At 62.8% G+C, this 21,049-nt stretch carries 19 protein-coding genes and 1 tRNA gene (1 of these 20 running past the window's edge); 9 read left to right on the top strand and 11 right to left on the bottom strand.

Translation table 11 applies throughout. The features are described 5' to 3' along the window. Positions 1–147 precede the first annotated feature (147 nt). Positions 148–1,068: a LysR family transcriptional regulator gene (locus AC07VG_RS19665; RefSeq protein WP_495002637.1), complete on the top strand. Its 921-nt coding sequence runs from the start codon at positions 148–150 to the stop codon at positions 1,066–1,068. A 6-nt stretch (positions 1,069–1,074) separates the two neighbouring features. Here AC07VG_RS19665 and AC07VG_RS19660 read toward each other — a convergent pair whose 3' ends face one another. The 3 genes from AC07VG_RS19660 to AC07VG_RS19650 all read right to left on the bottom strand — a co-directional run bounded on the left by AC07VG_RS19660 (position 1,075) and on the right by AC07VG_RS19650 (position 2,823). Beyond that, on the bottom strand, positions 1,075–2,016 hold the full coding sequence (locus AC07VG_RS19660) for a cupin (protein ID WP_495021718.1): 942 nt from the start codon (positions 2,014–2,016) through the stop codon (positions 1,075–1,077). Between the two features lie 152 nt (positions 2,017–2,168). Next, positions 2,169–2,483, bottom strand: a complete 315-nt coding sequence (locus AC07VG_RS19655; protein WP_495002635.1) for a helix-turn-helix domain-containing protein — start codon at positions 2,481–2,483, stop codon at positions 2,169–2,171. Then, positions 2,473–2,823 (bottom strand): toxin, encoded by a 351-nt coding sequence (locus AC07VG_RS19650; protein WP_495021717.1) that lies wholly within the window; start codon positions 2,821–2,823, stop codon positions 2,473–2,475. Before AC07VG_RS19650 ends, AC07VG_RS19655 begins: the two co-directional genes overlap by 11 nt. 272 nt (positions 2,824–3,095) lie before the next feature. Between AC07VG_RS19650 and AC07VG_RS19645 the strand changes: the two genes are divergently transcribed. From AC07VG_RS19645 to AC07VG_RS19635, 3 genes are all read left to right on the top strand, one after another. Then, on the top strand, positions 3,096–4,265 hold the full coding sequence (locus AC07VG_RS19645; RefSeq protein WP_495002633.1) for an aromatic ring-hydroxylating oxygenase subunit alpha: 1,170 nt from the start codon (positions 3,096–3,098) through the stop codon (positions 4,263–4,265). A 61-nt stretch (positions 4,266–4,326) separates the two neighbouring features. Continuing rightward, entirely contained in the window at positions 4,327–5,988 is a 1,662-nt protein-coding gene (locus tag AC07VG_RS19640; RefSeq protein WP_495002632.1) for a choline dehydrogenase, read from the top strand. Positions 5,989–6,168: 180 nt separating this feature from the next. Further along, positions 6,169–7,215 carry a GlxA family transcriptional regulator gene (locus AC07VG_RS19635; protein ID WP_495002631.1) on the top strand — a complete coding sequence of 349 codons (1,047 nt, stop codon included), beginning with the start codon at positions 6,169–6,171 and terminating at the stop codon, positions 7,213–7,215. A gap of 119 nt (positions 7,216–7,334) precedes the next feature. On the opposite strand, the gene AC07VG_RS19630 is transcribed toward AC07VG_RS19635, so the two are convergent. The 5 genes from AC07VG_RS19630 to AC07VG_RS19610 form a co-directional block, all read right to left on the bottom strand. After that, positions 7,335–8,096, bottom strand: coding sequence for a class II aldolase and adducin N-terminal domain-containing protein (locus AC07VG_RS19630; RefSeq protein WP_495021716.1), 762 nt, complete (start codon positions 8,094–8,096; stop codon positions 7,335–7,337). 94 nt (positions 8,097–8,190) lie between these two features. Continuing rightward, a complete protein-coding gene (locus tag AC07VG_RS19625) occupies positions 8,191–9,516 on the bottom strand; it encodes an Nramp family divalent metal transporter (protein ID WP_495021715.1) in 1,326 nt (441 codons plus the stop codon). 129 nt (positions 9,517–9,645) lie between these two features. Continuing rightward, positions 9,646–10,041 carry a hypothetical protein gene (locus AC07VG_RS19620; protein ID WP_495021714.1) on the bottom strand — a complete coding sequence of 132 codons (396 nt, stop codon included), beginning with the start codon at positions 10,039–10,041 and terminating at the stop codon, positions 9,646–9,648. Positions 10,042–10,103: 62 nt separating this feature from the next. Further along, the gene (locus AC07VG_RS19615; RefSeq protein ID WP_495002627.1) at positions 10,104–11,048 is read right to left on the bottom strand and encodes a 2-hydroxyacid dehydrogenase; all 945 of its coding nucleotides are present in this window, start codon (positions 11,046–11,048) and stop codon (positions 10,104–10,106) included. 63 nt (positions 11,049–11,111) lie between these two features. Beyond that, on the bottom strand, positions 11,112–12,134 hold the full coding sequence (locus tag AC07VG_RS19610) for a GlxA family transcriptional regulator (RefSeq protein ID WP_495002626.1): 1,023 nt from the start codon (positions 12,132–12,134) through the stop codon (positions 11,112–11,114). A gap of 120 nt (positions 12,135–12,254) precedes the next feature. Here AC07VG_RS19610 and AC07VG_RS19605 point away from each other — a divergent pair, with 120 nt between their 5' ends. Beyond that, positions 12,255–12,803 carry a cysteine hydrolase family protein gene (locus AC07VG_RS19605; RefSeq protein WP_495002625.1) on the top strand — a complete coding sequence of 183 codons (549 nt, stop codon included), beginning with the start codon at positions 12,255–12,257 and terminating at the stop codon, positions 12,801–12,803. Between the two features lie 61 nt (positions 12,804–12,864). On the opposite strand, the gene AC07VG_RS19600 is transcribed toward AC07VG_RS19605, so the two are convergent. Then, on the bottom strand, positions 12,865–14,295 hold the full coding sequence (locus AC07VG_RS19600) for an aldehyde dehydrogenase family protein (RefSeq protein WP_495021713.1): 1,431 nt from the start codon (positions 14,293–14,295) through the stop codon (positions 12,865–12,867). A 103-nt stretch (positions 14,296–14,398) separates the two neighbouring features. On the opposite strand from AC07VG_RS19600, the gene AC07VG_RS19595 reads away from it, so the two are divergent. After that, positions 14,399–15,298, top strand: coding sequence for a LysR family transcriptional regulator (locus AC07VG_RS19595; protein WP_495002623.1), 900 nt, complete (start codon positions 14,399–14,401; stop codon positions 15,296–15,298). A gap of 376 nt (positions 15,299–15,674) precedes the next feature. Next, a complete protein-coding gene (locus AC07VG_RS19590; RefSeq protein WP_495021712.1) occupies positions 15,675–16,133 on the top strand; it encodes an REP-associated tyrosine transposase in 459 nt (152 codons plus the stop codon). Between the two features lie 331 nt (positions 16,134–16,464). On the opposite strand, the gene AC07VG_RS19585 is transcribed toward AC07VG_RS19590, so the two are convergent. Beyond that, positions 16,465–18,015, bottom strand: coding sequence for an MDR family MFS transporter (locus AC07VG_RS19585; protein WP_495002621.1), 1,551 nt, complete (start codon positions 18,013–18,015; stop codon positions 16,465–16,467). After that, complete coding sequence (locus tag AC07VG_RS19580) at positions 18,005–19,051, bottom strand: HlyD family secretion protein (RefSeq protein ID WP_495002620.1); 1,047 nt, start codon at positions 19,049–19,051, stop codon at positions 18,005–18,007. The genes AC07VG_RS19585 and AC07VG_RS19580 overlap by 11 nt, the downstream gene beginning before the upstream one ends. Positions 19,052–19,279: 228 nt before the next feature. Here AC07VG_RS19580 and gltX point away from each other — a divergent pair, with 228 nt between their 5' ends. Together gltX and AC07VG_RS19570 are read left to right on the top strand one after the other, a co-directional pair. After that, positions 19,280–20,761: a glutamate--tRNA ligase gene (gene gltX, locus AC07VG_RS19575; RefSeq protein ID WP_495002619.1), complete on the top strand. Its 1,482-nt coding sequence runs from the start codon at positions 19,280–19,282 to the stop codon at positions 20,759–20,761. Positions 20,762–21,034: 273 nt separating this feature from the next. Further along, positions 21,035–21,049: transfer RNA gene (locus AC07VG_RS19570), tRNA-Ala, on the top strand; it runs 161 nt beyond the window's last position.

Below are 21,049 nucleotides of genomic sequence, written 5' to 3'. Positions count from 1 at the left end.
CCGCTCCCACAGGTCTGCGGTCGTACGCAGGGTCTGTGCTTGACTCGGACAATGTGGGAGCGGAGCTTGCCCGCGAAGCTTTTCGCTGGCTCAAGGGCGCCTTCGCGAGCAAGCTCTGCTCCTACACGCCCCCGAGTGGATACCCGCATGGATTATTTCGCCGCCCTCACGGCCTTTGTCGAGGCCGCCCAGGCCAATAATTTTTCCCGGGCGGCCGAGAAACTCTCGATCAAGGCCTCGACTGTCTCGCGTTATATCAAGGACCTGGAGCAGGACCTGGGCATCGCCCTGTTCAATCGCTCCACCCGCACCCTGCGCCTGACCGAGGGCGGCGAAACCTTCCTGCACCATGCCTTGCGGGTGCTCGCCGAGCTGGATCAGGCCCGGGCCGCGACCTCGGCTCTCAACCAGCAACCCCGCGGGCTGCTCAAGCTCAACCTGCCACCGGCCTTTGCCCGGCACCATGTATTGCCGCTGCTCGGCGACTTTGCCGAACGTTTTCCGCAAATCCGTCTGGAACTGACCCTGGAGGACAGTCACGTCAATCTGATCAGTGCCGGTGTCGACCTGGCGCTACGGGTCGGGGTGTTGCCGGACTCGTCGCTCAAGGCGCGCCAGCTGGCAGCCGAACGCACGCTGCTGTGTGTCAGCCCCGAGTACGCCCGGCAACATCCGCCACCCCGTTCGCCACAGGAGCTGGCGGAGTGTTCCGCGATACTCAATGGCAACCTGCCTGACGAGGTATTTTTCATTGCGCTGCGGGCCCCCGGCGCCCAGGCCGAGCGCGTTGCAATCAAGGGCCAGCTGCGGATCAACGACCTGGATGCGCAGTTGCTGGCGGTGCGGCAGGGATTGGGCATGGCGTTGTTGCCGGACTGGCTGGTGGCCGATCTGCTCAGGCAGGGCGAGCTGCTGCACTGGCTGCCTGACTGGCAGGCCCAGGCCACGCAGATCGCCGCGTCACTCTGGTTTGTCTATCCACCCAAACGCACCGTCTCCTCGAAGGTACGCAGTTTTATCGACTTCATGCTTGAACGTATCGGCACACCGCCTTATTGGCAGCGTTGAGTCTGCTCAACTGAAGCGAATGTCGAGGGCACGCAGGTAGGTCTGCAGGCCGGCATCCTGGATCGGAATCAGGAAGGCTTCGCGGTCCGATTCGTTGTAGTGTGCGTGCCAGTAGCCCGGCGGTGTGACGAACGCCAGCCCGGGCGCCCAGTCGACCCGGGTCGGGTTGCGGATCTGGCCGTGCTCGTCGACCTCGGTGCCCACCAGGCTGTAGCAACCGGGCGGACAGTCGATGATGAAGTCCAGGGCGATCGACTGGTGACGATGGGGTTTCTGTACCGAGCCCGGCGGCAGAATGCCGTACATTGCCCAGAGCACATGGGTCACGGTACGGGTCTGGGGGAAGTGCCGATTGCCCAGCAGGATGCTGATCCGACTGCGGTCCTGGGCGCGTGGGTCGTCGGCGGCTTCGCGCAGTTTGGCATTGGCGGTTTGCGCCGGGTACAGGGTGGCACTGAAGCGGTCTTCCTGGCTGCGGACACCAAGGTAGCGCAGCAGCGGCTCGTCATGCACGTAGTAGAAGCGGCTGTCCGCGCTGGCGGCCAGTTCGACCGCCTGGCGGCCGGGCAGGGCGATAAAGCAGCCTTTGTCCCACTCGAACCGGGCCTCGCCCTGAACCAGGCGGCCATGCCCTGCAATCACATAAAGCACTTGGGAGGTGGCGTTGGGGTGCAGGGTCAGCGAGTCACCGGCATTCAGCCGGATGAAGTTCGCGCACAGTCCAGGGCCGGTGGCCGGACCTTCGCAGCCCAGAGCCTGGCTCAGGTCCAGCGGTACGAGCCGCGAGGGTCCGCTGTTGTAGAGCGAGGCGGGAAAGCTCTGATAGGGGATGCGCGAGATCAATCCGGCGCTGATCGGGTTGGCGGCCTTGCTGTATTCGAAGTACTCGGCGTCCTGTTCACAGGCGGACAGTTCGGTGCTGGCGATCATTGGCTGTTGACGGTTCATGCTCGGGCCTCTCGACGTTGTGGTTATGGGCGCAGAGCGCTCACTATACGAAGCCCGTCGATGGGGATTAAGGCCTCAATGGGAACAGCAGTTATGCGCAAAAGGGCAGTGGAGCGACGGGACGGTGCCGCACGGCAAGCTCACCCGTCGCCTCAGGCCAGGGACGCCAGGCGCTCCACGGTTTCAGGGTACTTCTCCACCAGCCGGATCAGCGTGGTGGCCTGGGCATTGGGCCGGGCCCGGCCCTGTTCCCAGTTTTCCAGGGTCCGGGTGTTGGTGCGCAGGTACAGGGCGAACACCGCCCGTGACAGCTTCAGCTGGGTCCGGATCGCCACCAGCTCCTCGGCGCTGATCGGTTGCAGCTTGTTCAACTGAACCTTGTGGGTGCGCAGGGTGACCTTGCCCCGGCGGTCATCGGCCAGGGCGTCGAAGCCCTCGACCAGTTCTGCAAAAATGTCACGCTTCATGATGGTTTCTCGCCTCTATCTCTGTGCTCGGGAGCCGCTTCAGGATTCCCTTCTGCGGCGAGCTCAAGTCGTCCTGCTGGTCTTTGTCGTACAGGGTGAACAGCCAGAACTGGGAACCTTGCGGCCACTTGTAATAGATCACCCGGATGCCGCCCCGTTTACCTTTTTGCCGCTTCATGTCCATGCAGCGGACCTTGCGTAGCCCACCGGTACCCTGGATGACCTCACCGGCTTCAGGGTTGCGCAACAAGGCGAGTTGAAAACAGTGAAACGCCTCGTCGCCCAGGTAGGCTCTGCGATGACGCTCGAAGGGCGGTAGTTCGATAAACAAAGCATTCATTATTTGTACGCTACTCACGTATAGATTTAAAGAGGGAATATGTGTCTGCTCTTCACCCTAGTTGAGTCCTGACAGCTGCTTTGTGGGACTTTTCCCGCAAGTTCACCGCTTTTTGTGATGAGGTTTGCCGGAAGGTGGCTGTCGATAGCCATTGATGTTTTTCCTGTGCAACGAGTCGTTTTCCATCAATCCCGGCCTGGGAGGCTGCTCTAGATTAGGTTCCAACGCCGGCAGCCGAACCGAGTGCGCAAACCTGGTCGAGGAGTACCTCCATGCAACCTATTCATATCCAGAAACAACAATCCCGGGTCGAAGGCTGGGATCAGCAGGATCCCGAAGAAGCCTTCACCTTGCCGTCGCGGTATTTTTTCGACGCGGGGCTGTTCCAGGCCGAACGCGACAATATTTTCATGCGCGCCTGGCACGTTGCCGGGCACCAGAACGAGTTCGCCCAGCCCGGGCAGTACGTGGTCTGCGACCTGTTCGACCAGAGCATCGTGGTGGCCTGCAATCGGGAAGGGCAGATCCATGCTTTCCATAATGTCTGCCAGCACCGCGGCAACCGTTTGCTCGAACAGCGTCGTGGCACCACCGGCGGGGTGATGCGTTGTGCCTATCACTCCTGGTGCTACGAGATGGACGGCAGCCTGCGCAGCGCACCGCGTTGCGAGCGCATGAAGAACTTCGAGGTGCGGCAGTTCAATATTCCCAAGGTGCGGACCGAGGCGCTGGGTGGTTTCATCTACTTCAACCTGGATCCCGAGGCAGCGTCGTTGCGCGAGTTGTTTCCCGGGGTCGACGAGGAGATGCGTCGGGTCTTCCCCGACCTGGAGCGCATGCAACTGATCGAGGAACAGGACGTGATCGTGCCGGCCAACTGGAAAGTGATCATGGACAACTCCATCGAGGGCTATCACTTCAAGCTGTCCGGTCCGTGCCATATCGACCTGGCCAAACTGATCGACTTCAAGGGCTACCAGTTGACCCGGCGCGACAACTGGTGGACCTACGCCGCGCCGGCCAATCTTGCCGCCACCGAGGCCTATGGGGTGAAACTGCGCAGCGACCCGAACCCCGAGGAGTGCTTTTTCAATATCGGCCTGTGGCCGAACAACACCTTCTACACCTTCCCGTTTTCCGAGTTCCTCGGCTCGTTCATGATGATTCCGCTGGATGCCGAGCGCTCGCTGCTGCGTTTCGGTTACTACTCCGCCAACGCCAGCACGGCCGAGGTCAGCAGCGCCTGCATGAAGTGGATGAACGAGGACCTGGGCCCCGAGGACATCGCGCTGAATATCTCGGTGCAGAAGGGCCTGCGCTCCCTGGGCTACGACCAGGGGCGCTACATGATCGACGCCCAGCGCAGCAACGAAAGCGAGCACCTGGTGCATCACTTTCATCGGCTGGTGTTCCAGGGTATTCACGGCCGCAACGAACGCTGAAACGCCCCGGGGCGGGCAGCGCCGCTGCTCGCCTGAACCTTGCGACGGAGTACGCCCGGTCATGTCCGAAGACGAATTCGATTACCTGATTGTCGGTGCCGGCTCGGCCGGTTGTGTCCTGGCCCATCGCCTCGGTGAAGACCCGCAGGTGCGCATCCTGCTGCTGGAGGCCGGGCCCGCCGACAACAGCTGGACCATCGACATGCCGTCGGCGGTGGGCATTGTCGTCGGTGGCAACCGCTATAACTGGAGCTACCTGTCCGAGCCCGAACCCGGGCTCGACGGGCGGCGGATCGGCACACCACGCGGGCGCACCCTGGGCGGCTCGTCGTCGATCAATGGCATGGTCTATATCCGTGGTCACGCCCGCGATTACGACCAGTGGGCCGCGCAGGGCTGCGGCGGCTGGAGTTACCAGGAGGTGCTGCCGTACTTTATCCGCGCCCAGGCCCATGCCGAGGGGCCGGATACCTATCGCGGCGCCCAGGGGCATTTGCACGTCACCCCGGGGGATATCGGCACGCCGCTGTGTGCCGCGTTCGTCGAGGCTGGGGTCGAGGCTGGTTATGCGCCGAGCAACGACCTCAATGGCTATCGCCAGGAAGGCTTCGGCCCGGTGGACCGTACCACCCGTGGCGGCAAGCGCTGGAGTACCGCCAAAGGCTATCTGCGCGAGGCCTTGCTGCGCGGCAATGTTCAGGTGGCCACCGGTGCCCTGGCGCTGCGGATCCTGTTCAAGGGCAACCGCGCCTGTGGCCTGGAGTACGAGCAGAACGGCCATGTCTGGCAGGCTCGGGCCCGACGTGAGGTGCTGCTCACAGCGGGGGCGATCAACTCGCCGCAGTTGTTGCTGTTGTCCGGCATCGGCCCGGCTTCGGAGCTGCGCGACCTCGGGCTGACAGTTCGGCATGATCTGCCGGGTGTCGGCAGGCGTCTCAACGATCATCCCGACGCCGTGGTGCAGTACCTGTGCAAGAAGCCGGTGTCGCTTTACCCCTGGACCACCGCGCCGGGCAAATGGTGGATCGGTGCCCGTTGGTTTGTCAGCCACGATGGCCTGGCGGCCAGCAATCACTTCGAGGCCGGGGCGTTTATCCGCTCGCGGGCCGGGGTCGAGCATCCGGACCTGCAACTGACCTTCATGCCCCTGGCGGTCAAGCCCGGCAGCGTCGACCTGGTGCCGGCCCATGCGTTCCAGGTGCATATCGACCTGATGCGCCCCAGCAGCCTGGGCCGGGTCACCCTTGCCAGCCGTGATCCGCGCCGGCCGCCGCGGATCCTGTTCAATTACCTCAGTACCGAACAGGACCGTGCCGATATGCGTGCGGGGGCGCGGTTGGTGCGGGAAATCATCGGGCAACCGGCGATGGCGGCGTTCGCGGGGGAAGAGCTGGTGCCCGGTGCCCAGGCGCAAAGCGATGCGGAACTTGACGCCTGGGCCCGGGGCGTCACGGAAACCGGCTACCATGCCAGCGGTACCTGCAAAATGGGCCCGGGCGACGATCCCGAGGCGGTGGTCGATCCACAGTTGCGGGTCCATGGCGTGGAAGGCTTGCGGGTAGTGGATGCCTCGATCATGCCGGTGATCGTCAGCGGCAACACCAATGCGCCGACGGTGATGATCGCGGAGAAGGCCAGCGACTTGATTCGTGGGCGGGTGCCTTTGCCGACTGCGCGGGTGCCGGTGTGGATACATCCGCACTGGCAAACTGAACAGCGTTGAGGCTGCGGTCCGATATAGTGAAACCACCACGCAACCTTGTAGGAGCCGGCTTGCTGGCCATAGCGTCATTGAGGGCACCGCAACTCAAGGGCCTCATCGCCGGCAAGCCAGCTCCCACAAGGGGGCGTGGGAGATCCCTGCACTGAAAATCAACCGTAGAGCCCACCAAAGAGGCTAGCGATGAACCCGCAAACCAGTACTCAGCCAGCCGACTGGCGCCGTGCCGATGCCGTGCCCTTGCGTGTTGCCGTATTGCTGTTGCCGTCGTTCTCCCACCTGGGTCTGGCGGCGGTCATCGAACCGCTGGCGATTGCCAACTGGCTGACCCAGCGTCCGCTGTTCGAATGGACCCTGCTGTCCCTCGACGCTCAGCCGGTGCCCGCCAGTAACGGTTTGAGCACGATGGTCGCCGGTAGTCCCGACGTCGAACAGGGCTTTGACGCTTGCCTGGTGATCGCCAGTTTCGATGTGCACAAGCACAGCCGCAATCAGTCGCTGAAGAGCTGGCTGCGCAAGCAGGCGCTGTTCGGCGCGGTGTTGATAGGGGTGGAAACCGGCACCGAACTGCTGGCCGCCGCCGGCGTGCTGGACGGCTATGAGGCGGCGGTGCACTGGGACAACTGGCAGGGCTTCCAGGAAAGTTACCCGCGGGTGAAGGCGCGGACCCAGCTCTATACCCTGGAGCGTCAGCGCCTGACCTGTGCCGGTGCCACTTCGACCCTGGACATGATGATCAGTTGGTTGGGGCAGAGCGTGGACAGCGACCTGGCCCGCGAGATTGCCATGCACTTGCTGATGGGGCGCGTGCGCCAACCGCTGGACAATCAGCTCGAGGACGGCCTGGCGAGTACCCGGCTGTCCAGCGCCAAGATGCGCCGTGCGGTGCAGTTGATGGAGCAGGCGCTGGAGGAGCCGCTGGACTGCGAGGCGATTGCGGCCAAGGTCGGCTTGTCCCAGCGCCAACTGGAGCGCCAGTTCAAGCAGCACACCGGCTTGTCACCGCTCAAGTACTATATGAGCCTGCGTCTGGCGCGGGCCCATAACCTGTTGCAGCAGACCCGCCTGAGCGTGGCCCAGGTCGCGGCCTGTTCCGGGTTCGGTTCGCTGGAGCATTTCTCCCGTACCTACCGGGCACGTTTCGGTTGTCCACCAAGCGAGGACCGCAGCCAGGTATTCAGTGCACCGGTGATGCGCCAGCCGCTGAGCCGAGAACCGCTTGAGGAATAATACCTATCCACCCGGTTGCCCCCGATCCGTGTAGGAGCCGGCTTGCTGACGATGAACGATAACGCGGTCTGCCTGCAACACCGCGGCGTGCGCATCGCCAGCAAGCTGGCTCCCACGGTTTAGTGGGCGAACTCCGGCTCCTCCTCCTCGAGAATCTCCAGCAATGCCGCAAAATGCTTCTCGGCAAACCCCGGATAGTCCAGCCATTGCCGCGCGGTCTTGCGCGCCACTTCGTCGTTGGCGATACGCAATGGCCGTCCCGTCGACAAGGCGGTGATATACACCTCGCACGCCCGCTCGAAGTAATACAAATCATCGAAAGCCTGAGCCACGCTGGGGGCGGCCACCAACAGGCCGTGATTACCCATCAACAGGATCGGCTTGTCCGCCAGCAGTCTGCTGACGCGCTCGGCCTCGTCACCCAGGCCCATGCCATCGAACCCTTCATCGATTGCCACGCGCTCGAAAAAGCGCATGGAATTCTGCTCGATAGGCGGCAGGCTTGAATCCGCCAGGCACGCCAGCGCGGTCGCATATTTCGAATGGGTGTGCAGGATGCAACGGGCATGGGGCCGGTTGCGGTGTAGCGCGCCGTGCAAGGCCGAGGCGGTGATATCCGGGGCGTTCGGGCCCGTCAGGCTCGACGGATCGTCGGCATTGACCAGCAACAGTTCGCTGGCCTTGATCCGCGAGAAATGCCGGCCATAGGGGTTGATCAGGAACTCCCGGCCATCCGCCGACACCGCCACGCTGAAGTGGTTGGCAATCGACTCGTGCAGCCCCAACCGTGCGGCCCAGCGAAAGGCGCAAGCCAGCTCCCGGCGCAACCGCGCCGGTGCGGATGACGCCTCGGCGGCGCGGCGTTCGGTGGCGCTATTCATGCTGGACTCCTGATCCCGGCGGATGATGTTCAAGAGTCTAGGGCGGTCAGCCGTGGCCGCTTGACGGGAAGCGACATGGGTTGACGTCATTGCTTCATCCAGCACCGAACAGTTGCACGATCAGCCAGGCATTGGCGCCGCTGATCACCACGAACAAACCCCAGGCCAATGCCTTGGTGTACCAGCGATTGACGAAAGGCCCCATCAAGCGCTCATCGCTGGTCATGCGGATCAACGGGTACAGCGCAAAGGGCAATTGCAGGCTCAGCACCACCTGGCTCAGCACCAGCAATTTACCCACCGCGCCTTCGCCCATCATCCAAACCCCGATAAAGGCTGGGATCAGCGCCAGGCCACGAGTGATCAGTCGGCGCTGCCAGCAGGGAATCTTCAGGTTCAGGTAGCCTTCCATGATCACCTGGCCGGCGATGGTGCCGGTAAACGTCGAACTCTGTCCGGACGCCAGCAGCGCGATGCCGAACAGAGTACTGGCGAAAGCGCCGCCCACCAGCGGATCGAGCAGGTGGTAGGCGTCCTGGATCTCCACCACCGCGGTATGCCCACTCTGATGAAAGGCCGCCGCGGCCAGGATCAGGATCGCCGCATTGACCAGCAAGGCCAGGGCCAGCGAGCCGAGGGTGTCGATTCGCGCCAGTTGCACGGCGTCCCGGCGGCTGGCCAGGTCCGTTCCGATCAGCCGGGTCTGTACCACCGAGGTGTGCAGATAGAGGTTATGGGGCATCACCGTGGCCCCGAGAATGCCGATGGCCAGGTACAGCGGCGCGGCCTCGCCGATGGCCGAGAGAGACGGCTTGAAGCCCTGGAACACGTCTGGCCAGTAAGGTTTGATCAACACCAGTTCAATGAAAAAACACACGCCGATGGTCGCCACCAGCACCAGCATGATGGCTTCCAGGCGCCGGAAACCGCGATTCTGCAGGGCCAGGATCAGCAAGGTGTCGAACGCCGTCAGGACAATGCCGAAGGTCAGCGAGCAGCCCAGCAGCAGATGAAAGGCCAGGGCACAACCGAGGACTTCGGCCAGGTCGGTGGCGATGATCGAGATTTCCGCCAGCAGCCACTGGAGCATGGCCGAGCGCGGGCTGTAGCGCTCGCGACAGAGCTGCGCCAGGTCGCGGCCGGTGGCAATTCCCAGGCGCGAGCAAAGGCACTGCACCGCCATGCCGGCGAGGCTCGCCAACAGCACCACGAATAACAGGCTGTAGCCGTAACGCGAGCCGGCCTCGATCGCCGTGGCCCAGTTGCCCGGGTCCATATAGCCGATGGAAATCAGCAGGCCGGGACCGGTAAAGCGCAGGGCCCGCTTGAAGAATGGCGCGCCGCGATCGACGGCAATCGTGCCGTTTACTTCAGAGGGGCAAAAGGGGGCGGTGGCAACTTTCGGCAGGCTGAATTTCACACGGCGTTCCAGGACAACGGGCGGGAAGTGCCAGCTTAGACGTTTGGCGCACGGGGCCCAAGCTATCGAGGCGATTGAAAAGGACATTCAATCTGAAATGCACCAGAGAACCTGTGGGAACGGAGGGACTTATTGCTCCGGGGTGCCTTCGGGCGCCGGGTCACCGCCGTAGTGCTGGCCCAGTTCGACGCGGTTTTCCTCGACCCAGCCGCTGAAGTCATCACCGCTCTTGGCGATGTACATGACCTGGGCCCAGCCGTCCTCGGTGCTGGCATACACCGTGAGGCCGTCGCCGGGAACGACGAAGACTTTCCTGGTGATACAGGCGCTGTTGGGGGCGCTGTGAAAATAGGCCCGCCCCTGGCCGATGACCTTGCCTTCGACGGGCGGACGGTAGCTGCCGGCTTCGGCATTGGCCTTTTCATCCAGGGCGGCGCAATCCACCGCGGCCTCGGCGGCAAAGGTCAAGGGCGAGAGGCTCAACAGCAAGCAGGCAAAAAGCAGCAGGCGAGCGGTGCGTTCCATGCGGGAGGTGTCCATCAAGGATTGGAGAGGGGGGCGATCATAACTGATGGGTTCGTGGCTTATCAGCGGGGAAGAGCCACCGGCGTGAGCACCGGCTTACCGGAAAAATACGCCAGCAGGTTTTCGGCCACCAGCGTCACCGTGGCTTCGGAGGCTTCCGGCGACAGGCCGGCCACGTGGGGTGTCAGCACCACATTGTCCAGGCCCTTGAGGACATCCGGCACATTCGGCTCGTCATCGAACACGTCCAGCGCCGCGCCGGCGAGGCGGCCTTGCTGGAGCGCGTCCACCAGGTCGTTGGTCACCACCACGCTGGCGCGCGCAATGTTGACCAGGAAGCCTTGCGGGCCGAGGGCTTCAAGGGTCTGCCGGTCGATCAGGGCATGGGTGCCGGCACCGCCCGGCGTGGCGACGATCAGATAGTCCGAGACCAGCGCCAGTTCGGTGGTCGTGGCGCAATAGTGGTAATCGACATCTGTGCGCTGGCGCCGGTTGTGATAACTCACGGTCATGCCAAAGCCCAGGGCCGCGCGCTGGGCAATCGCCAGGCCCACCGCGCCCATGCCGAGGATGCCCAGGCGTTTACCGCCCAGGGACGGGCGCATCAGCTTGCGCCACTCGCCGCGCCGCACCGAGGCATCGGCGCGGGGAATATCGCGCACCAGCGACAGCAGCAGGGCCATGGCGTGGTCGGCCACGGACGAGGCATTGGCGCCAGCGCCATTGGTCACGACGATGCCGCGTTGCGCGGCGGCGTGCAGGTCGACCTGTTCATAGCCGGCACCGATCACGCAGATGATCTCGAGCCTGGGCAGGGCGGCCATTTCATCGGCGAACAACCCCAGCGGGCCGCGGGTCAGCACGGCGTTGATGCGCTCGCCATGGATGGCAATGGCTTGCGCGCGCAGGGCTTGGGTCGGCGCCAGGATCAGTTCGAAGCCGTGCTTCTGGATGATCGGCAGGTAGTCGTCGACGGTTTCCACGAGTACCAGCAGCACGTTGCTCATGTGTTTCTCCGGGCCGTATCAATAAGAGTGACCGACAAGACATCGCCCTGCCGGTGGTTGAGCTCAGGTCGCCCTGACACCGTAGCGACCGCGGTAATCACTGGGAGAAAAACCGGTGATTTTCTTGAAGGTCGAACGGAACGCACCGGGATCCTGGTAACCCACGGTCCAGGCGATATGGTCGACGGTGCCGTTGGTGAATTCAAGCATTTCCCGTGCCTTGCCGACTCGCAGGTGCTGGCAGTACTCCGTCGGGCGCAGGCCGGTGGCGGCGCGAAAGCGGCGCAGGAAGGTTCGTTCTTCCAGGCCGGCCTTGTCGGCCATGGCATTCACGCTCGCCTCCAGCGCGCCGCTGCTTTGCAGCCAGTGCTGGACCTTGAGGATCGCGGCATCGCCGTGTCCCAGGATCGGCGCAAAGTTGCCGGCGCATTCGCTGTTGTCACGGTGTTCGATCAGCAGGTAGCGCGCGGTACGGGTGGCGATGCCCGGTCCCAGCTGCCGTTCGACCAGGCGCATGCCCAGCTCGGCCCAGGCCATCAGCCCGGCGGTGGTGATCAGGTCGCCGTCGTCGATGATCGGTTTGTCGGTGTCGAGCCGTATCTGCGGGTAGCGCGCGGAAAAGGCCTTGGCCGAACTCCAATGGGTGGTGGCGGGACGCTGGTCGAGCAGGCCGGTCTGCGCCAGCACGAAGGCGCCCATGCACACGGAGCCGATGATCGCTCCGTGGCGATGTTGTTCGCGAACCCAGTGGGCACTGAGCTGCAAGGACGCGGGCGAGGGGGTATCGCCCAGCGACGGGGGGATGACCACGGCGACCGGGTGGCCGTCCGTGCCCGGCTGGCTGTCGTAGCTGCGTTCGATCGAATCGCCCGTGGCGCTGGTGGTCCAATGGCTGACGCGCAGTAGCCGAGAAGCATCACCGTGTTCGGCGACCATGCGATTGGCCACGCTGAACAGGTCGGTCAGGCCGTGGATGGCGGCGGTCTGCGCACCGGGATAGAGCAGCAGGCCGATCTCCGCCACGGCGCTGTCGTTGCGCCCTGCGGCTGTGGTGGTGTGGTCGATGGCGGCCGTGGGCGCGTCCATTGTCAGTTTTCCCCTCGAAAGTGTCGGTCCGGCCAATCCCCGGAACCCCGTGGGAACTGGATACTTGATCCGGTAAAGCAAAGCAACCGAACGCTGCACCACTCAATCGAGGAAGATGATATGTCCGTACAAGCGCTGATCCTGGTGGATATCCAGAATGATTATTTTCCAGGTGGAAAATGGACCCTGAACGGCGCCGACGCCGCCGCTGACAAGGCCGCCGCGATTCTGGCCGCCGCGCGTGAGGCGGGCGACCTGGTGGTGCATGTCCGCCATGAGTTTGCCAGCGCCGATGCGCCGTTCTTTGTCCCGGGTTCCGAGGGGGCACGGCTGCACGCCAAAGTCCTCAACCGCGCCGACGAGCCGGTGATACTCAAGCATTTCGTCAATTCATTTCGCGACACCGAACTGAGCGCGGTGCTGGAGCGCAATGAGATCAAGGAATTGGTGGTGGTTGGCAGCATGAGTCACCTGTGCATCGACGCCATCACCCGCGCGGCGGCTGACCAGGGCTACCAGGTCACGCTGATTCATGATGCCTGTGCTTCGCGGGACCTGGAGTTCAATGGCCTGACGGTGCCGGCGGCCCATGTGCACGGGGCGTTCATGGCTGCCCTGGCGTTCGGCTATGCCACGGTGGTTTCCGCCGAGCAGTGGCTGGCGCGCTAAGCCGTCACGGACGGACGCTAGCCCCCGGCAGGCATGGTTCTGCTGGGGGAGGGTGAGCCGGTTATTGAGTATGAGTTCCTCCCAGAATTGATTTCGGCTCGAGGAACGCCTCGAGCCCGAAGGTTCCGTATTCGCGGCCGATGCCCGACTGCTTGAAACCGCCGAAAGGCGCCGCCGGCTCGTGGGCCAGGGTGTTGATCAGCACGCGTCCGGCCTCGAGGCGGTCGGCGACCTGGCGGGCCCGTTCGACATCGGTGGACATCACATAGGCCTGCAGGCCGTAGGGCGTGTCATTGGCGATGCGGATGGCGTCTTCCTGATCTCGGTAGGTGATGATCGACAGCACCGGCCCAAAGATTTCCTCGCGAGCGATGGTCATTTCATTGGTCACGCCACTGAATACGGTGGGACGCACGAACCAGCCCTTGTCCACGCCTTGGGGCAGGCCTTCGCCACCGACCAGCAGGCGGGCGCCGTCGTCGATGCCGATACGGATATAGCGTTGCACCCGTTGCCATTGTTTTTCGCTGACCATCGGCCCGACGGTAGTTTGTGGATCAAGGGGATCACCGGCCTTGACCGCGTCAATGGCCTGGAGCACGGCGGCTTCGACTTCATGCAGGCGTTCCTCCGGTACCAGTATCCGGGTTCCGGCGATGCACGCCTGGCCGCTGTTCATAAAGCCGGCCTGCAAGGCCAGGGGAATGGCCTGGCTTAGATCGGCATCGTCGAGGATCACCACTGGCGATTTACCGCCCAGCTCCAGGGTGACGCGCTTGAGGGTCTCGGCGGCGCTGCGCAGGATGTTTTTGCCCACCAGGGTGGAGCCGGTGAAGGAGATCTTCGCGATATCCGGATGACTGCTGAGGGTGGCGCCGACGGTTTCACCGCGCCCGGTGACGATATTGAACAGTCCTGGCGGCAGGTCGGCTGCGTGCAGGGCCTCGGTGACGATACGGGTCTGGATCGCGCTCATTTCACTGGGCTTGATCACCGCGGTACAACCGGCGGCCAGGGCGGCGGCGAGCTTGCCGCAGATAAATCCGGCGTCGTTGTTCCAGGGAGTGATCAGGCCGGCCACGCCGAGCGGCTGCATGATCACCTCGGCGGTCCCGGCGCGGCGCTTGAAGTCGTAGTTGTCGAGGATCTTCGCTGCTTCCAGTAGCACGCTGGCGGCATGCTGGGCCATCCAGCGCGAGCGCGAGGCGGGGGCGCCGTATTCCTCGATCAGGGCGTCGTTGAGCTGGTCTTCCCGGGCGGCAATGGCCGCGTGCATGCGCTGCAACATGGCCAGACGTTCGGCCTTGGTGGTGCGGGAGAACGCCGGGAACGCGGCCTTGGCGGCGGCAATCGCGGCGTGGGCATCCTGTTCGTCGGCCAGGCGCACCTCGCCGATGACCTGGCCGGTTGCCGGGTTGAACAGGTCGAACAGCTCCTCGCCGTGGGGGGTGACAAAGGCGCCATTGATATAGATATGGTCGATGCGTTGCATGGCTGCTCCGAGGTGGGTGTCTGTGGTGTGAGTCAGGATAAGCGGCTAGGATTGGCCTGATAAGCCGGATGAAACGGCATGGGTTAATGAGTGATCCGGGATAATGCGCACATCAGGCCTGACAGAGTTGGAAGCGGTGCTGGCCGTGGCCCGGCATCGCAGTTTTCGTGCGGCGGCGACCGAACTGGATGTTTCGACCTCCGCGCTGAGCCATGCGGTGTCGGCGCTGGAGGCGCGTATTGGTGCGCGTCTGTTCAATCGCACCACCCGCAGCGTGGCGCTGTCCGAGGCTGGAGCGCAGTTTGTCGAGAGCATTGCGCCAGCGCTGTCGAGCATTCGCGAGGCGATGGAGCAGGCCGGTAACCATGGCGATGTGCCGACGGGTACTTTGCGCATCAACAGCGCGGTGGGTGCGGTGAAGCAGGCGATGCCTTTGTTCCTGGAGTACATGCGGCGTTATCCGGACATGAAGGTGGATATCGTCACTGAGGGCAAGTTGATCGATATTGTCGTCGAGGGTTTCGATGCGGGGATTCGCCTGACCGAAAGCGTGCCCCAGGACATGATCGCGATTCCCCTGGGCTTGCCGTTGCGCCTGTTGGTGCTGGGCAGCCCGGAGTATTTTTCCCGGCATCCGGTGCCGCGGACGCCGGCTGATCTGTTGAACCATCGTTGCATCCGCCTGCGTTTGCCCAGCGGGCGGATCTATCACTGGGAGTTCGAGCGCCGTGGCGAGTCCTGCGAGGTTGATGTACAGGGTGTGCTGACCCTGGACGAGTCGACCCTGGTACTGGAGGCGGCGCGGGCCGGGCTGGGCTTGGCGTATGGCTCGCAGTGGAGTGCCGCCGCCGACCTGGCGGCGGGTACCCTGGTGCCGGTGCTGGAGGAGTGGACACCGCCTTACGGTGGCTTGTCACTGTATTACCCCGGGCGCCGGCATGTGCCGGCGGGGTTGCGGGCTTTGATCGAGTTGATCAGGGAGCGCAGTGGTCAGCCTGTGTAGTTATGGGGTGCCTGTTCCGGCCCCTTCGCGGGCAAGCTCCGCTCCCACTTTGCACCGAGTAAGGCTGGAGAAGTGAGCACCGTGCAGGGCGAGTTTTTATGGAGAACACAGGGGCTGTGTGGGCAGGGCAAGTTTTTGTGGAGAGCCAGGGGCTGTGGGCAGGGCAAGTTTTTGTGGAGAGCACAGGGGCTGTGTAAGCAGGGCGAGTTTTTGTGGACAGCGCAGGACCTGTGGGAGCGGAGCTTGCCCGCGAAGGGGCCAGGACAGGCACCCACGAGTTAACAGACTCACGCGAAATATTCAGTGTCATTGATCCACCCGCTCCCTGACCCGGCTCCTGTATTTTCAAGCTTTTCCAGCTTCAAGAGGGTCAAGGATGACTACTCGTTTCAACTCCTGCTATTTACGTAAGGGCCGCTATTCGGAGTCTGGTGGTATTTATTTACTGACTGCGGTGGTCCGAAAACGTGAACCCATCTTCAGAGACTTCAATCTTGGACGCCTACTGGTCCGTAGTTTCAGATATGCAGAGGAAGAACAGTTGGCACGCTCCCTGGCTTGGGTGGTGATGCCCGATCATTTCCATTGGCTCATCGAGCTTCAAGGGACCTGCCTTGGCGATTTGGTGCGTAGGACCAAGTCCCGGGCAACCAATGCTATCAATCGAAGGTTGCAACGCACGGGCGCACTCTGGCAAAGCAGTTTCCATGATCGGGCGATACGTCGGGAAGAAGATTTGCAGTCTGTGGCGCGTTACATAGTGGCCAATCCACTGCGAGCCGGCCTGGTGACGCGGGTGGGTGACTACCCGTTGTGGGATGCCATCTGGCTTTAGACATGTGTTGACCGCTCTGGCCTCTTCGCGGGCAAGCTCCGCTCCCACAGGTTCTGTGTTGTACATATCACTCCAGCGTTGCTCGGGACAATGTGGGAGCTGAATTCCACAGGTTCTGTGTTGTGCACAAAATCCGGTTTCGCTCCCGCAGACTCTGTGTTGTACATATCACTCCAGTCTTGCTCGGGACAATGTGGGAGCTGAATTCCACAGGTTCTGTGTTGTGCACAAAATCCGGTTTCGCTCCCGCGGACTCTGTGTTGTACATATCACTCCAGTCTTGCTCGGGACAATGTGGGAGCGGAGCTTGCCCGCGAAGAGGCCAGCAGGATCAATGCGCCTCCCCAGCCTTGATTCCCGCCGGCAGCGCCTTGGTCAACAGCACCGCCAACATGCTGATCCCCAGCGCGATCCCGACAAAATGGAAGGCGTCGTTATAGGCCATGATCGATGCCTGCTGATGGGTGATTTCGCTCAGCTTGCCCAGCGCCGCGCTGTCGCTGCCGAGCCTCTCCGAAAGCAGCGTCAGACGTTCGGCCACCTGCGGATTACCCGGCACGATCGCCTCGCGCAGATAGTCGAAATAGATCTTGGTCCGCGCATCCAGCAAGGTCGCGAGCAGGGCTATGCCGATGGCCCCGCCGAGGTTGCGCAGGATGTTGAACAGGCTCGACGCCGACCCCGCGTCCTGGGGCAGGATATAGGCGGTGGCGATCAGCGAGATGGTCACCATGATCAGCGGCTGGCCCAGCGCGCGGATGATCTGGATCTGGTTGAACTGCTGGCCGGCAAAGTCCGGGTTGAGCACTCCGGAAGAAAAACTCGCCAGGCCGAACAGGCCAAAACCCAGGGTGCAGAGCAGCTTCGGTGAGATGAATTTCATCAGCTTGGGCACCAGCGGAATCAGGAACAGCTGCGGCACCCCCATCCACATGATCACTTCGCCGATCTGCAGGGCGTTGTAGTTCTGGATCTGCGCCAGGTACAGCGGTAGCAGGTAGATCGAGCCATACAGACCCACGCCCATGCCCAGGCTGGCAATGCTGGACAGGCCGAAGTTGCGGTTCTGCAGGATACGCAGGTTGATCAGCGGGTTGGCCTTGGATAGTTGCAGGATCACGAAGGTGATCAGGCTCAGCAGGGCGATACTGCCCAGCGTCACGATCAGGTTTGACTCCAGCCAATCCTTGCGGTGGCCTTCCTCGAGGAACACTTGCAGGCAACCCAGGCCGATGCCGAGGCTGACGATCCCGGCGTAGTCGGTGCTCTTGAGCAGTTCCCAATGGGCCTCTTTCTTTTCCAGGCCATAGAGCAGGCCGCCGATCATGATCAGGCCGGGCGGGATATTGATATAGAAGATGTACTGCCAGCCCCAGTTTTCCGTCAGCCAACCGCCAATGGTCGGACCGATGGACGGGGCGAAGGTGGCGGTCATGGCGAACATGGCCATGCCCTTGGCGCGGTGGTGATCCGGCAGCTTGATCAGGGTCAGGGTGAACGCCAGGGGGATCAGCGCGCCGCCGGTGAAGCCCTGCATGGCGCGGAACACGATCATGCTTTCCAGGCTCCAGGCCATGGAACAGAGCAGCGACGAGCCGAGGAAACCCAGCGAAACCCAGACCGCCAGGCGTCGCGCCGAGAGCAATTGCACCAGCCAGGCGGTAAGGGGAATCATGATGATTTCCGCCACCAGGTAGGAGGTTGAAATCCACGAGCCTTCTTCCAGGGTCGCCGACAGGGCGCCCTGGATATCCTTGAGCGAAGAGTTGGTGATCTGGATATCGAGCACCGCCATAAAGGCGCCGAGCATCACGCTCATCACCGCGATCCAGTCCCGGCGGGTCGGCTCGCCCACCGGTCGGATCAGTTGATCACCGGCCATGCTGGGCGTCGCGTAGATCGACCTTGACGGTGACCGACATGCCCGGACGGATTCTGCCCTGCAACGGATTATCGGCGGCAAAGGTCAGCTTGACCGGGATGCGCTGCACCACCTTGGTGAAATTGCCGGTGGCGTTGTCCGGCGGCAACAGGCTGAACTGCGCGCCGGAAGCGGCGAACAGGCTTTCGACCTGACCCTGGATCGGCGTGTCCTCATAAGCATCGAAGGTCAGGGTCGCGCTCTGGCCCGGCTGCATATGACCGATCTGGGTTTCCTTGAAGTTGGCCTGGACCCAGATGTCCTGGTCCGGGACGATGGACAGTAGATAGGCTCCGGCCTGTATGTACTGGCCGGTGCGTGCCGCGCGCTGGCCGACCAGGCCGCTGATGGGCGCGTGGATTTCGCAGCGGGTCAGGTTCAGTTCGGCCTGGGCCAGGTCGGCGCGGGCATTGGCGATCTGGGCGTCGAGGCGCTTGAGCTCGGCACTCAGGGCCGTAACCTGCTGGCGCTGGCCTTGCAGATCAGCCTGGGCCTTGGCCACTTGCGAACGGGCGATATGGTTGTCGGCGGAGAGTGTGGTGACCCGTTCTTCCGAAACGTAGCCGGGTTTGCGCAGGGTCTGCGCGCGGTTCAGATCGAGCTGCGAACGACCGAGGCTGGCCTGGCTGGAGGCGACCTGGGCATCGGCGGCGGCGATCAGGCTGGCTTGTTGGGTCAGCTTGCTCTGGGCCTGCAAGCGTTCGGCTTCGCGGGTGGCGAGGGTGGCGTTGGCACGGTCGACGGCGAGCTGGAAGTCGGCGCCTTCGAGGCGCACCAGCAACTGGCCTTTCTCCACATGCTGGTTGTCCGCCACCAGTACCTGGTCGATGCGTGCGCCCAACTGGCTGGAGACCCGGGTGATTTCGCCCTGGACATAGGCGTTATCGGTGCTTTCATAAAAGCGCCCCTTGAAGAACCACTGGGCAAAAAAGCCCAGGGCGATCAACAGGACCAAGAACAGGAAAATAGACAGTCGACGCTTGAGTTGGGAGGGCATGGGCAGCAACACATCAATGTGTAAGTGAATTTTACGGTAGACGAATCTGGCACAGCAGTCCCAATGGGTAAATGCCAGTCGCGGAGAAAGCCCGGTTTTCGGGGCCTGGCGCCTTTTTTAGACCGAAGCTTGGCTTATATGCCCTCTGCCAGATGCCCTGCGCTGGAGCCCGGACGGCTGTGCCTGTTACCATTCGCCCTTTGTTTTATCTCCACTTCGAGACCGCCCATGACCACCGTTCGCACGCGCATCGCGCCATCGCCCACCGGCGATCCCCACGTCGGCACCGCCTATATCGCTTTGTTCAACTATTGCTTTGCCAAGCAGCACGGCGGTGAGTTCATCCTGCGGATCGAAGACACCGATCAGTTACGCTCGACCCGCGAGTCCGAACAGCAGATTTTCGATGCTCTCAACTGGCTGGGTATCACCTGGGCCGAAGGCCCGGATGTCGGCGGTCCCCACGGTCCGTACCGGCAGAGCGAGCGTAGCGAGATCTACAAGAAATACACCCAGCAGTTGGTCGATATGGGCCACGCTTTCCCGTGCTTCTGTACCGCCGAAGAGCTGGACCAGATGCGCGCCGAGCAGATGGCCCGCGGCGAGACCCCGCGCTACGACGGCCGTGCGCTGTTGCTGTCGAAGGAAGAAGTGGCCCAGCGGCTGGCCGCCGGCGAGCCCCATGTGATTCGCATGAAAGTGCCGAGCGAAGGCGTCTGCGTGGTGCCGGACATGCTCCGTGGCGACGTCGAGATCCCGTGGGACCGCATGGACATGCAGGTGCTGATGAAGACCGATGGCCTGCCGACCTACTTCCTGGCCAACGTGGTCGACGACCACCTGATGGGCATCACCCACGTGTTGCGTGGCGAAGAGTGGCTGCCGTCGGCGCCGAAGCTGATCCTGCTCTACGAATACTTCGGCTGGGAACAGCCGCAGCTGTGCTACATGCCGCTGCTGCGCAACCCGGACAAGAGCAAGCTGTCCAAACGCAAGAACCCGACCTCGGTGACCTTCTACGAGCGCATGGGCTTTATGCCTGAAGCCATGCTCAACTACCTGGGCCGCATGGGCTGGTCGATGCCCGACGAGCGCGAGAAGTTCTCCCTGGCGGAAATGGTCGAGCACTTCGACCTGTCCCGCGTTTCCCTGGGTGGGCCGATCTTCGATATCGAGAAACTGTCCTGGCTCAACGGCCAGTGGCTGCGCGACCTGCCGCTGGAAGAGTTCGCCAGCCGCGTGCAGAACTGGGCGCTGAATCCCGAGTACCTGATGAAGATCGCGCCGCTGGTCCAGGGCCGGGTCGAGACCTTCAGCCAGGTCGCGCCGCTGGCGAACTTCTTCTTCGCCGGCAGCCTGCCGCTGGATGCCAAGCTGTTCGAGCACAAGAAGCTCGCGGCTGACGACGTGCGCAAGCTGATGCAGTTGATCCTGTGGAAGCTGGAGAGCCTGCGCCAGTGGGAAAAGGACAGCATCACCGCGACCATCCAGGCGGTGGTCGACGCCCTGGAGTTGAAGTTGCGCGATGCCATGCCGCTGATGTTTGCCGCGATTACCGGGCAGGCCAGTTCGGTGTCGGTGCTCGATGCCATGGAAATCCTTGGCCCGGACCTCACGCGCTTCCGTCTGCGCCAGGCCCTGGATCTGCTGGGCGGGGTGTCGAAGAAAGAAAACAAGGAATGGGAAAAGCTGCTGGGCGCGATTGCCTGAGACCGCCCTGTTTCTGTGGAACCATGTGGGAGCGGAGCTTGCCCGCGAAGGGGGCCTCAAGGCTGCCAAGAGCTTCGCGGGCAAGCTCCGCTCCCACAAGACCGCGTGCTCTGTGGATCTGTTGTTTGTGCAGGGATGGCGTTTTACCCCCCGGTTTTACCGGGGCAGGGCGGTAAGTGGTTGTTATGCCGACAAAAAATTTTCAAAAAGTTTGAAAATAAGTTTGACAGCTCCCCGATACGCCCTTAAGATTCGCCCCGTCCTCACCGATGAGGGGCTATAGCTCAG

It is taken from the genome of Pseudomonas sp. GW821-FHT03C07, assembly GCF_059420925.1.
The sequence above is the reverse complement of the archived record's forward strand: the minus strand, read 5'-3'. Positions and strand labels throughout refer to the sequence as shown.